Below are 11,313 nucleotides of genomic sequence, written 5' to 3'. Positions count from 1 at the left end.
CTCGAACGAAAACACAAATGGGCTTCTCAGACAGTACTTCCCTAAAGGTATCGATCTCTCTGGTTATTCACAGGCCAGACTTAATGCGGTGGGGAGGCGACTCAACGAACGTCCCCGAAAAACACTAGACTTCGACACACCAGCTGAACGATTTCAGCAAGCCGTTGCATCGACCGGTTGAATCCGCACCCCTGAGGAGACATACAGCTTCCTCGATAAGAGACGTTCGTGCGGAACTAGCGAGGGTTACGCCTCGTCGCAATCTTACATCTAGAGCAACGTCGGGTGGGTCAACCACGCAACGGCACGTTGCGTGGCAACGGGATCCTCCGCGACGACTAGCCCTGTTTAAACAATTCCAATGACAAGTGTAGTCTTCGAAGCTGGAACGCCTCTTACGATCAAATCGGGCAGGCGTTGTGGATCAGACCAGTGCGCGCCCGATCAGACGAACTCGCGACACCCCTCCGTCCGGCAGAATATTGAAGCGCACATGGGTAACCCGCGTTATCCGTTCAGGCGAGAACGAACGTAAGCAGTCCATTTCCAGCTTCTGCTCGTCGAGCAACACGGGCCAGAACATCGATTGGGTAATGAGCGACTCGTCGGTGCCTGCCGTAACGAATGCGCCTTGAAGCGAGCAACGGTCCGCGAAATTGCCTTTGAAATGCGCGGTGTCGACATCGATCCTGCTGATTTCGCCAGCCACCGCGAGTTCGACGATGCACCAGTCACAGCCCGGTTCGCGACGCCGACGGGTTTCCCAGCCTTCGCCCATGTTGGCTGCACGCGTGGGCAAAAGCAGATTTGACGCGAGGCCGTAGTGCTGGTTGTTCGCCGCAACGATCCGCGCACCGTTCATCGCTGACGCGAGATCGAGTTCGGCGCCCGGCGCGAGTTCGCGGCGCGGCCGGCCGAACACGCGCAATCGCGCGATACCGCCGTCCGGGTAGATATTCAGGCGTACGTGCGTGTACACCGCGCCCTCGGCCGCCTCGATTGCGCGAAAGTGATGCGCGTTTCCGTTCAGCGCCATCGCGGGAAGCACTTCGGTCCATTGCGCATCGGCGGGCGGAATGTCGTCATCCGAGCGACACGCGTCTATCGATGCCGCCGGAGGAAAGTTGCCGGTGAAATGGCTCGTGTCGATATCGACGCCCATCAGTTCGCCCGCCGTGCCCAGCTTGACGATACAGAAATCGTGGCCAGTCACGCGCTTGCGACGCGATTCCCAGCCGTCCATCCATTTGCCGTTGTCATCGTATTTGCCGGGTATGAACACGGCCGGCTCCGGATTGAGCATGCGAGCCATCGGCGCGAAAAAATCATCACTGGTAAACACAGCTTGCGCGCCGAGACGTGGGTCCGCGAGATTGATGCCTGTGCGCGTAAAGGCCGGCGCGTTCGGGTCGAGAGTGGGAATGGCCATGTGTGTGAGCGTCTATCTGAGATTGTTGAAATGATGAACGCTCAGGCGTCCGGAACCCACGGTTGCGTGCCTTGCAGATCGGATACGAAGTCGTCAAGCACGGCGATGTCAACCGGTTTCGGCGTGTTGTCGGCTTGCCCCTGAATTTTGACGATGTCCTGCGGACACGCAGAAAACGCAACGAAGCAATCCATTTCGGCGCGTAGCGTGATGTACTCGCCAGGCTTTGTCACGGTAGGCAACGTATGCAGCGTGATACCGTCCGGTTGCACGCGGATATTCATGAAGATGTTGAACGAAGCGAGGTTCTGGCGCGGCGGCGTTATGCCGAGTTCGAACATACCTTCGAACATGTTGTCGCAACAGTTGCGGTGGTAGCCGCGCACGCCCAGCAGTTCATAGCGTTTGCGATCGCAGGCCGCCATGAAGGTGTCATGGACACCGGGCGTCGTGTCTTCCACGACGGTCAGCACCGGATTACGCTGGTTGGTCACGAAGCTGTCTCCAACCACCGGATTGAGCCGCTGGTTCCAGACGCGCGTGGTCTCCATGCACATGTATTCGTTCAGGTCGTACGCGTTCCAGGCCCAGCAGTCTACGACTTGCGTGCCATGGGTATTGATGACCCGTACGGCCTGGCCCGCTTTCAGTCGGACTGCTTTGCCGTGGCCGGCGGGAACGGTTACTGCAGGTTGATCTGTATAGCTCATGAGCGTGAATTTTCCGGAGTAAAGCGATAGAGAAATTGCTGGAGTCGTGGCGACGAGGGTGTGTCGAGCACCTGCGCGGGCGGACCTTGTTCGACGATGCGTCCGCCGTCCATGAAGACCACGCGGTCCGCGACATCGCGCGCAAAGCCGATTTCATGCGTGACGACAATCATCGTCGTATCGTTCGCAGCGAGTCCGCGCATCACCGTCAGCACTTCGCCGACCAGTTCGGGATCGAGCGCGCTGGTCGGTTCGTCGAACAGGATGACTTCCGGCGCCATCGCGAGTGTGCGGGCAATGCCGACACGCTGCTGTTGGCCGCCCGAGAGGTTCGCGGGCATCGACGTGTGCTTGCCGCCCAGCCCAACCTGGCTCAGCGCTTCGACGGCGAGGTCAGCGGCGGCGAGACGGTTCATCCGTTTGACCGACAGCAGCCCTTCCATCACGTTTTCGAGCACCGTCATATGCGGCCACAGATTGAAACTCTGAAACACCATGCCGATGCGGCTGCGCTGCGCCCGTATCTCGCGCTCAGGCCGCGGGCTCGTCGCGCCGTTCGGGTTCTCGCGCAAGCCGATCCGCTGGTCGCCGATCCAGATGGCGCCTTCGTCGGGCGGCGAAAGCCAGTTCAGGCAGCGCAACAGCGTCGATTTTCCGGAGCCCGACGGACCAAGTACGCAGACCGTTTCGCCGCGCGCTACGGTCAGATCGACGCCGTCGAGGATGCGGTTCGCGCCGAACCACTTGACTATGCCGCTCGCCTTCAACGCTACGGGCGGCGTGCTGTCGGATAGGTTCATGCTGATCACCGGGGCTGGGCGACCCGATGGTCGCGGCCGAGGCGGCGCTCCCAATGACGGGTCGAAAAGTGGATGACGGACGTCGCGGCCCAGTAGACCATCGCGACGACGAAATAGACTTCGAGCGGCGCGTACGTGTCGGACACGACGGCCTTCGCGGCGAACATGAATTCGTGCACAGAGATCACCGATAGCAACGCGGAATCTTTGACGAGACCGATCAGCAGACCCGTCAGCGTGGGCAGCAGCAGCGGCAGCGCTTGCGGCGCGATGATGCGGCGGGCGATCGCGACCGGCGACATGCCGATCGCGACTCCCGCTTCGACGGTTCCAGCGGGCACGGCGGCAACAGCAGCCTGAATCACTTCTGCGACGTACGGGCCGTAATAGACCGCGAGCGTGACCGTGCCGACCAGCGGCGCGGGCAGCAGCACGCCGAAATCCGGCAGTACGAAGAACATGACATACAGCAACACGAGCAGCGGCAAGCCGAGCGTCAATGCCGTGTAGCCGCGAATCACCGCAGCCAGCCACGGACCGCCGCGTCGCTGGCCGACCGTCAGCAGCACGCCAAGCACGCCCGACATTCCTGCGCCGGCCGCACACAACCAGCCCGTGCTGCCGAGTCCTGCTGCAAGCTCCGGCCAGTAGCCGGACAGAACGCTGAGATCGAAGGTCATCGCGCAACTCCCGCCGCGACCTGCTCGACGCCTGGCGCGCGCGGCGAACGCTGTGCGCGCCGCGCGGCATAGATAACCGGCAACGCGACCGCCAGATAGCCGACGCTGACCAGCAGCATCACTTGCGTCGACGTGTAGGTTCGCGCGATCACCATCTGTCCCGCGTACGTCAGTTCGGTGACGGCGACGACCGACGCGAGCGGCGTGGTTTTCAACAGGATCGTAAATTCGTTGATGAGTGCGGGCAGGCTGGCCTTCAGCATCTGCGGCAGCGCGATCCTCAACGCGATGCGCCACGGCGCCATACCGAGCGCAGTCGCGGCTTCGTACTGGCCAGGAGTGATCACCCGCAGATTGCCTCGCACGATTTCCGCTGTGTAGGCGCCGCTGTTCAGGCCGAGCGTGAGCGCGGCTGCCAGCATCGGACGGCCGCCCAGCCCGATCAGCGGCAACGCGAAGAACAGCACGAACAGTTGCACGAGGGCGGGTGTGCCGCGCATGAAGCTGATATAGAGTCGCGCGGCCCAGCGCAACGGCGCAACGCGTGTCAGTTGCATCGCGAGCGCGAGATGGCCAAACACGAGACTGCCGGTTGCGCCGAACAGCGTCAGTTCCACGGTCAGCAGCCAGCCGTCGATGAGTGTCGGCAGGCTGTGGATCACTTGCGGGTCAAAGCCCATCACGGCTGGTTCCCGGAATCAGAGTTGGTCGAGGTCTTCGACCGCCGACAGTTCGAACGCGCCTGGCACGTCGTTGCCCGCAATGCCGGTGCAGCACGCCGATACGATGAACACCATGTCCGTCACCACCCGGCACGCGACGAAATCGCCGGCTCGCGTGACGTTGGGCAGCGGTTCGATGCGGCCATCCTGATGCAACGCCACGTGCATGAAAAGGTTGATCGGGTCGGGCATTTTGGGCGGCTTCAGGCCCAGCGATTGAATCACCGCGCCGACCGATTCGACGCAGCCGGTCTGTCCCGCGTAGCCTTGGTCCGCGAGATACGCGGTTGTCGATGCCGGGAGCAGCAGATCGTGTTTGCCGCTCGAATCCTTACCGAGCACCATCAGCGCGCGGCGGCGATTGCTGACGATCCGCATGCCCGCCTGCAGAACGTACGAATTGCTGAACACGCGTGTGTGATGAACCGACATGTACACATCGTCGTTGATCCGGCTGAAGCCGAACATCGACGCGACCGCGCCCGGTTCTTTCGCCTCGATACGCAGGATCTGGCCTGCCTTGACGTCGATCGCGCGCGATTCGCCCGCAGGCACGGCGACGGTTCGTGGGGACAGCGGTGCGCGCGAAGGCGGTTCTTTGAGAAGCAGCATGTTGAGTCCGTTCAGGCGGCGACAGGCGTCGCGGGCAGGATGGAAATGGCGATGTCGGTAACCTTCAGGCCGTTGCCGGGAATGATGTCCTGCGGACACGACGACACGGCACACACCAGGTCTTCGAGCACGTCGAACGTGATGTAGTCGCCCGGCTTGCTGGTCGGATCGGTGACCTGCATTCGGCAATCCCGCGTGACCGGGCCGTTCTGAAACAGGTTGAACGGCTCCGGCACATCGAACGGCGACAGCCCGTACAGAGCCAGACCCGCGTGCATGTTGTCGAGGCAGTTGCGATGCCCGGTCACGTTGAAATCGACCGTGAAACGCGTGTCGTCGCAGGCGGGCACGTTGGCATCGTGAATGCCGACGGTGTCTTCGACTACCCGCAACAACGGGCGCCCCAGCGATGAATACAGCGCGTCGCCGACGTTGAAAAACAGCGTCCGAAGCTGGCGGCGCGTATGCGTCGGCGACAGCTTCTCGCCATAGTTCGACTTGACCACCGCGACAAAGTCGGCGGCCTGCTGCCCCTCGACGTCCATGATGGTCAATCGTTGGCCCGCCTTCACTTCGAAGGTACGTCCATGTCCTGCCTTGACGGTGAGAGTCTGTACTGGATCTGTCATGTGATTCGGTCTGCTCGGTTTACTGCGCGGGGATGAAATCGGACGTCGGTGTATCGAAGCTCACGCCTAGGCTGGCCTTTTGCAGGCGTGCGAGTTCGCCGGACTTTTTCATGGCGAGGATCTGGTCGCTGATCGCCTTGTTCAGACGTATATCGTCCGGGCGAGTCGCCCAGGCAATCCATTGCGAAGGTCCGAGCTCACCAGTCGATTTCAGCTTGCCCGGATTCTGTTTGATAACGCCCGCGAGCACGGTCATATCGTCGAACACGAAATCGGCGCGACGCGTCATCAATGCAGCCACTGTCTGATCGACGCTATCCACGCTGATCAGCTGGATCGGCGCAAGACCTTTGGCTTTCAGCGTCTCGTTGAACTGCTTGAGGATCTGCTCGGGCGCGCTCGCGCTCTTGACCGCAGCCGTCAGTCCGGCGAGAGACTCGATGGTGGCCTGCTGCGGAATTTTTTTGAAATCGGCGCGCACCAGAGCGCCATTCACGGTCTTGCTGGTCGGCACTATGTAAGCGAGACGCTTTGCACGTTCGGCGGTTACGTTCAGCGCAGAACCTTCGACATCGAACGAATGCGCGAGCAGGCCCGGGATGATTCCGCTGAATGCCATGCGCTGATATTCGATCTTTACTCCTAGACGCTTCGCGACCGCAGCCATGACGGCCGGATCGAAGCCAACAATGTTGTTGCTGGCGTCGGTGTATTCATACGGCGCAAAGGTCGGATCGATCGCGACGGTCATCGTGCCGCGACTCTTGATGTCGTCGAGTGTATCGGCATTTGCGGCTACCGAGTGGACCAACGCGCCGCACGGAAACAACGCGGCGAGGACGATGCTGGACAGGCGGCGTTTTGACATCAGGGAACTCACGTAGAGAGGTGGACGAACCCGTCTGAACGCATGATCCGTGCCAACTTATGCGTGAAACTTAGGTTTCACGAAGCAAACGACGAAAACACATGTTTCTACGATGACTTTAGAGAAACAAAAATTTCACGATCCACGGTACGATTTATAGTGACGTCATCGCAGGATGACGATTGACCGCACCTGCTGCGTGCAAGAAAACAGCGATGCACGTTCGCGGTGCCGACGCTGCACCACGGCGGGCGCTCCACTTACTCACAAGCATCGAAATGTCAAAACCTCAAACGAAACAGCAAAAGCGCGCACCGCAGTCGATCGAGAGTCGCATCGCCGAATGCTATGACGAACTGTCCGAGATCGATCAACGGTTGGCCGATGTCATTCTCAGCGCTCCGGGTCAACTGGCGATGCAAACTGCTACGGAACTGGCGGCGACCGCGCAGGTGTCGAAAGCGACTGCGACACGTTTTTTTCAGAAGCTCGGATATACGTCTTATGACGACGCGCGTGCGATTGCGCGCGCGGCACAGGTCGGCGGTTCACCGTTGTATCTACAGGATCGGGGTCGCAAGAATGCGAGTACGAAACTCGACGACGTGATTCAGGCGCATTTGCAGCATGAGGTCGAGAACCTGGCAAATACGTACCGGTCGCTCGACACGCGCGTGCTGAGTGAGGTGGTCGAGGCAGTTGCACACGCGAGGCGCGTGGTGATCATCGGGTATCGGCATAGTCATACAGTAGCCACGATGATCAGGCGCGAACTGATTCAGGTGCGCTCCGACGTAATGTTGTTGCCTGCGCCGGGCGACACCATGGGCGAATATCTCGGCGACCTGACCGCGAAGGATGTCGCGATCATCGTCGGCTTACGGCGCCGTGTGCCGGCGGTCGGTCTTGCCGCAGTTTCACTCGCTGAGGCCGGCGTGCCGATTGTGTATATGTCGGATGTCATTGCAGGGAAGCCGGCGCGATTGGCGCGCTGGGTAATCCGTTGCCACACGGATGGCCTGATGCTGTTTGACAGCAACGTCGGCATGACGGCGGCCGTCAATCTGATCTGCTCACTGGTTGCCGAGCGCCTGCTCGAACGGGGCAGCAACCATTTACAGCGGGTCGAAATATTGCACGAAAGTTTGCGTGAGTTCGAGTGAAGACGTAGAGAGTTATCTAAAGATCCTGCCGCACCTGTTAGGCAGAGGTAATATTTCCACGAGTAATGTTGAGGGGATGAACACCGATTGTTGACAATTTTCGTCGCTTGTCGAACGTCTCAAGCTGGCCGGTCCCTGCCTGTCCGCGATCGGCAACACGCGGCCCCGGCTGGCGTCCTTCGTGTCGACGCCGACTGAACCCCAGCGAGCGACCGGACTGAACCCCGTGCCATACTTGCGGATCCTCTCGCCCATATGTCAACGACCATGGTGACCGCCCTTTCCGCGTCCATCGGCTTTAACTTCAACCCACTCGACCGCCGCTCCGACAAGCGGGACGACCACACCTTCTTCGAGCATCTACGAAGCGACCCGGCCGCGCGCTTTCTCGTTTTCGACGGCGACGTCCCCTTGCTCAAGCGAGGCAGCGAGTATGACCCGTGGTTCGTCGCCAGCGAGACCGCTGCCTTTGGTCAGCCGCTTCATAGCATCTTCCTCGGGGAAGACACCGACGGCAGCGGACGCTTCGCGCTCGGCTTCGCGCTCAACCTTGCGCCACTGGACCCATCGCCAGGCATCGGCTATGACCGCATCGACCTTCGCTCGCTCGCGCTGCAAGACCTCGTCGCTGCGGGAACGCTGGGAATACTGGCCGAGGCGAAGTCGATGCTCGACTGGCATCGCCGCCACTCCTTCTGCGCAAACTGCGGCTCCGCAAGCCGCGTCACGACGGCCGGCTGGCAACGCATCTGCGATGTTTGCGGCGCACGCCATTTCCCGCGTGTGGATCCAGTCGTGATCATGCTGGTGATAGACGACGAACGCTGTCTCCTCGGACGCCAGCGCCATTTCGCCCCTGGAATGTACTCGGCGCTTGCTGGTTTCGTTGAACCGGGCGAGACCGCGGAAGACGCCGTGCGCCGCGAAGTGATGGAGGAAGCTCGCGTGAAGTGTGCACAGGTTGCCTACTTCGCGTCGCAGCCCTGGCCGTTTCCTTCATCGCTGATGATCGGCTGCTTTGCGCAGGCGAGCGACACCGACATCGTCGTCGATACGGACGAACTCGAAGACGCCCGCTGGTTCTCGCGCCAGGAGGTTGCGGCGATGCTCGCGGGAACGCACGCGGACGAGCTGTCGGCGCCTAAGCCGTTCGCCATTGCCCATCATTTGCTACAGGCGTACGTCGAGAAGGGTGGCTCGGTATTGCTCGGCTGAGCGCCCCGCAAAAGGAGCGCTTGCAATTGAACGGAATCGCCTAGTGCGCGAGGCCAGAAGCTGGATCGGTCACTCCGGCGTAAGGCGTCGGTGGGGACCGGTTCTCGCCGCCCCTAAGTTTATCCCGTCGGCCCGAGTCGAATGACGCGCGACGACCCACAAGGGACACTGGCCCGTGCGGGAAGCGGTCATTCGATTCGATGCAGTCGGATTCCTACTGACCGTCTGAGCGCGTGACCGAGTGGCACCAAACAGACAGTGCCTTTTCTGATGCGTCTAAGAAAAGGTATTCGTCAGCGTTGACTGTCTCAAAAAGTCGCGAATTGAGCTGGGTTCACGGTGCATGAGAGAATCCCGAGTTCGGCGCGAAATGTACGTCGCTGAGCCAGACATGAAGCGCTTCCTTCGCGGACGCTAGATAGCGACTTTCCTGCCTGTTACGACGATCTTGGAGAACGCATTGGTTACCGAGAACCCTTTCACTTCGCATTTCTTAAACAATGCCGTTATCGTTTTGGACGGGCTGCCTGAGGCTGAGTCTCCTAATGCGAGGAACGCATTCAACGCTTTGCGTGACCTGTCTTACAGATGGGATGATCTAAGGATCGAGTACATGCGTGCGAACACGACGGCGGCCATGAAAAGCGCGCTTGATTGGATTCTCGCGAACGTCAACAGCGGATGCTTGCCGATTATTCACTTTGAGTGCCATGGCGACGCTCATCGAGGATTTGAATTGGGAGATGCCGGTCAGTTCATGAGTTGGAGCGAGCTCGAAGTGCCGCTGCGCAAGATAAATATCGCAAGTAAGTGCAATCTTGGCGTTGTCATGGCAGCATGCTTCGGTATGTTCGCGATTTCGCCGTTGAAGATTGATCGCCCCTCCCCGTTTTACTTCTTGCTTGGAAGTCAAGACATCGTTACGGTGGGCGAGTTGCGATCGCAACTGCCTGCGTTCTATGAAACGCTCTTCGAGACAGGGAGCCTTGCGGCAGCTGTCGACAAAGTCCCGTCTTTTCAGCAATTCCACGCAGAGCGGCTCTTGGCTAATACGTTTGCCGACTATCTGCGTCGCAAATGCATGGGAAAGGAGAAGGCACGTCGTGTCGAAGAGTTGGTGACAAGACTTAATACCGAAAACCCCGGGGCGATCAACCGGGAGGGGATGCGGCGTGCCAGGAAGGCTGCCAAATCACTCGCGAAGGCAGAAGACCAAGGATCGTCTTTGAAGCGCTATACGAAAGCGTTTTTGCCCGGCCGAAAGGTCTCGTTCTCTCTTGAAGATCTTCTCGCGCTCGCTCGAGAAAGCAGTGGAGACCAAAACCTCGCCTAACCCCGAGAGCACTGCCGCGTAACCGGCTTCCCGCGATAGCGCGACTACTTCACGGCGGCCCGGTCTCATCAGAGAGTTGGGCCGCAGGGGTGAAAGTCTGCTGTTGACCGACTACTGTTCGATGCGGTCGGCCGTGCTCGACCCGTACGGTCGCACTCGTCTAGGGTCATGTGTCCATGCCTATCGTTGGAGGTTGCCGGCCGCCGAATTGCAAAGCGTCGAGTGTAGGCTCACTGATTTTAGGCGGACTTTCCGCTCCGTCGGTACTAAACGCCAAGATCAACTTGATCGTGGTGCAGGATGGCCCCCTTTTGTCGTTTGATCCTGAACTACAGAGAAGCTCCTAAATGCCCTACGCGCCTTGATCACTCTTGCGGACAGTCCTCCGGCCGTCAAAGTTGCTTTTACCGCATCAGGAGTAGTCGTGCAATCAGGGCCTAGGATCACCTCCACAAGTTTCATATCCTTTTGGAAATCGTAAAAGGGTGCACTCACAGTCCCGGAGCCGTCTCCGTTAGGTAACTGTTTCACGATCCAATCTTTTTCAAAAATGAGCTTCCGCCACTCTTGCTCGTAAGACCACGAACTCGCTTTAGTCGTCAACGTTTCGAGAAGCAGCGGTTCAAGTTGCGCTACCGTATTTTGAGTCAGATCGAGCGCATGAGGCTTGCGCGTTTTTCGATACGTGACTTCATGAATGTCCTCCGGACCAGTGTCGAACGCTAAAACCACCCCCCGATGACAGTCAGCATAGTGACTCCACATGACGGGTTCGCGACCGGATTTGCTGAGACACAGAAGGCCAACCTTCCTCTCCAGGAAGTCCTTCAATTTCCGCTGTATGCCTCGTTCTTCTTTCGTTTTGAAAGTTAAAGAAAGTAACTCAAATGGATCATTCAAGTTCTTAAGCGTGGCGACCTTCAGATGGCCGGTTCGCAACGTTTCTAGGGCGTAACGTGCTTTCGTGTAGTGGTAGAAGCGCATCGCCGGTTCAGGGGAACTAAAATACCGCCATTATCGCGCATCGTGCCGAGCATGTTGAAGCGTGCGACGACTCACATAGCGATTGTCAGCAATTCACAGGGGTATGCCGATTGACCGAAAGTGGCCGATTCTGTTGAAAAAGTCGTGTTTCGATTTGAGGTACGGGCT

General features: G+C 59.4%; 13 protein-coding genes. 4 read left to right on the top strand and 9 right to left on the bottom strand.

Translation table 11 applies throughout. The annotated features are described in order from the left end of the window. On the top strand, positions 1 to 181 hold a 181-nt coding region (locus P0D96_RS46520; RefSeq protein WP_408320941.1), incomplete at its 5' end, for a transposase. 243 nt (positions 182 to 424) lie between these two features. Here the strand turns inward: P0D96_RS46520 and alc are convergent. Genes alc through P0D96_RS46480 form a run of 8 tightly spaced genes read right to left on the bottom strand, consistent with a single transcriptional unit; the run spans position 425 to position 6,450 of the window. Further along, the gene (gene alc, locus P0D96_RS46515; RefSeq protein WP_408320940.1) at positions 425 to 1,429 is read right to left on the bottom strand and encodes an allantoicase; all 1,005 of its coding nucleotides are present in this window, start codon (positions 1,427 to 1,429) and stop codon (positions 425 to 427) included. A gap of 41 nt (positions 1,430 to 1,470) precedes the next feature. Further along, positions 1,471 to 2,139: a DUF1989 domain-containing protein gene (locus P0D96_RS46510; RefSeq protein WP_028195147.1), complete on the bottom strand. Its 669-nt coding sequence runs from the start codon at positions 2,137 to 2,139 to the stop codon at positions 1,471 to 1,473. Next, a complete protein-coding gene (locus tag P0D96_RS46505; RefSeq protein WP_030099714.1) occupies positions 2,136 to 2,939 on the bottom strand; it encodes an amino acid ABC transporter ATP-binding protein in 804 nt (267 codons plus the stop codon). The genes P0D96_RS46510 and P0D96_RS46505 overlap by 4 nt, the downstream gene beginning before the upstream one ends. 5 nt (positions 2,940 to 2,944) lie before the next feature. Beyond that, positions 2,945 to 3,619, bottom strand: coding sequence for an amino acid ABC transporter permease (locus tag P0D96_RS46500; RefSeq protein WP_046572439.1), 675 nt, complete (start codon positions 3,617 to 3,619; stop codon positions 2,945 to 2,947). Beyond that, complete coding sequence (locus tag P0D96_RS46495; RefSeq protein ID WP_408320943.1) at positions 3,616 to 4,299, bottom strand: amino acid ABC transporter permease; 684 nt, start codon at positions 4,297 to 4,299, stop codon at positions 3,616 to 3,618. The genes P0D96_RS46500 and P0D96_RS46495 overlap by 4 nt, the downstream gene beginning before the upstream one ends. An 18-nt stretch (positions 4,300 to 4,317) precedes the next feature. Beyond that, positions 4,318 to 4,953 (bottom strand): urea carboxylase-associated family protein, encoded by a 636-nt coding sequence (locus tag P0D96_RS46490; RefSeq protein WP_408320939.1) that lies wholly within the window; start codon positions 4,951 to 4,953, stop codon positions 4,318 to 4,320. A gap of 11 nt (positions 4,954 to 4,964) precedes the next feature. Next, entirely contained in the window at positions 4,965 to 5,582 is a 618-nt protein-coding gene (locus P0D96_RS46485; protein ID WP_408320938.1) for a DUF1989 domain-containing protein, read from the bottom strand. Between the two features lie 19 nt (positions 5,583 to 5,601). Beyond that, on the bottom strand, positions 5,602 to 6,450 hold the full coding sequence (locus P0D96_RS46480) for a transporter substrate-binding domain-containing protein (RefSeq protein WP_028195142.1): 849 nt from the start codon (positions 6,448 to 6,450) through the stop codon (positions 5,602 to 5,604). A 278-nt stretch (positions 6,451 to 6,728) separates the two neighbouring features. On the opposite strand from P0D96_RS46480, the gene P0D96_RS46475 reads away from it, so the two are divergent. The 3 genes from P0D96_RS46475 (at position 6,729) to P0D96_RS46465 (ending at position 10,161) form a co-directional block, all read left to right on the top strand. Beyond that, a complete protein-coding gene (locus P0D96_RS46475) occupies positions 6,729 to 7,613 on the top strand; it encodes a MurR/RpiR family transcriptional regulator (protein ID WP_408320937.1) in 885 nt (294 codons plus the stop codon). A gap of 255 nt (positions 7,614 to 7,868) precedes the next feature. Continuing rightward, positions 7,869 to 8,828: an NAD(+) diphosphatase gene (gene nudC / locus P0D96_RS46470; protein WP_408320936.1), complete on the top strand. Its 960-nt coding sequence runs from the start codon at positions 7,869 to 7,871 to the stop codon at positions 8,826 to 8,828. A 613-nt stretch (positions 8,829 to 9,441) separates the two neighbouring features. Then, a complete protein-coding gene (locus P0D96_RS46465; RefSeq protein WP_408320935.1) occupies positions 9,442 to 10,161 on the top strand; it encodes a hypothetical protein in 720 nt (239 codons plus the stop codon). Between the two features lie 279 nt (positions 10,162 to 10,440). Here P0D96_RS46465 and P0D96_RS46460 read toward each other — a convergent pair whose 3' ends face one another. After that, entirely contained in the window at positions 10,441 to 11,145 is a 705-nt protein-coding gene (locus tag P0D96_RS46460) for a DUF2971 domain-containing protein (protein WP_408320934.1), read from the bottom strand. Positions 11,146 to 11,313 lie beyond the last annotated feature (168 nt).

Source organism: Paraburkholderia sp. RL17-347-BIC-D, from assembly GCF_046027915.1.
Classification (GTDB): domain Bacteria; phylum Pseudomonadota; class Gammaproteobacteria; order Burkholderiales; family Burkholderiaceae; genus Paraburkholderia.
This window is presented reverse-complemented; position numbering and strand designations above follow the sequence as displayed.

Excerpts from the sequence above, each read along its gene's own strand:
- P0D96_RS46490 (WP_408320939.1), bottom strand. The coding sequence starts at position 4,953 with ATGCTGCTTCTCAAAGAACCGCCTTCGCGCGCACCGCTGTCCCCACGA.
- P0D96_RS46495 (WP_408320943.1), bottom strand. The coding sequence starts at position 4,299 with ATGGGCTTTGACCCGCAAGTGATCCACAGCCTGCCGACACTCATCGAC.
- P0D96_RS46475 (WP_408320937.1), top strand. The coding sequence starts at position 6,729 with ATGTCAAAACCTCAAACGAAACAGCAAAAGCGCGCACCGCAGTCGATC.
- P0D96_RS46465 (WP_408320935.1), top strand. The coding sequence starts at position 9,442 with ATGCGTGCGAACACGACGGCGGCCATGAAAAGCGCGCTTGATTGGATT.
- P0D96_RS46505 (WP_030099714.1), bottom strand. The coding sequence starts at position 2,939 with ATGAACCTATCCGACAGCACGCCGCCCGTAGCGTTGAAGGCGAGCGGC.
- nudC (WP_408320936.1), top strand. The coding sequence starts at position 7,869 with ATGTCAACGACCATGGTGACCGCCCTTTCCGCGTCCATCGGCTTTAAC.
- P0D96_RS46460 (WP_408320934.1), bottom strand. The coding sequence starts at position 11,145 with ATGCGCTTCTACCACTACACGAAAGCACGTTACGCCCTAGAAACGTTG.
- P0D96_RS46500 (WP_046572439.1), bottom strand. The coding sequence starts at position 3,619 with ATGACCTTCGATCTCAGCGTTCTGTCCGGCTACTGGCCGGAGCTTGCA.
- alc (WP_408320940.1), bottom strand. The coding sequence starts at position 1,429 with ATGGCCATTCCCACTCTCGACCCGAACGCGCCGGCCTTTACGCGCACA.
- P0D96_RS46480 (WP_028195142.1), bottom strand. The coding sequence starts at position 6,450 with ATGTCAAAACGCCGCCTGTCCAGCATCGTCCTCGCCGCGTTGTTTCCG.
- P0D96_RS46485 (WP_408320938.1), bottom strand. The coding sequence starts at position 5,582 with ATGACAGATCCAGTACAGACTCTCACCGTCAAGGCAGGACATGGACGT.
- P0D96_RS46510 (WP_028195147.1), bottom strand. The coding sequence starts at position 2,139 with ATGAGCTATACAGATCAACCTGCAGTAACCGTTCCCGCCGGCCACGGC.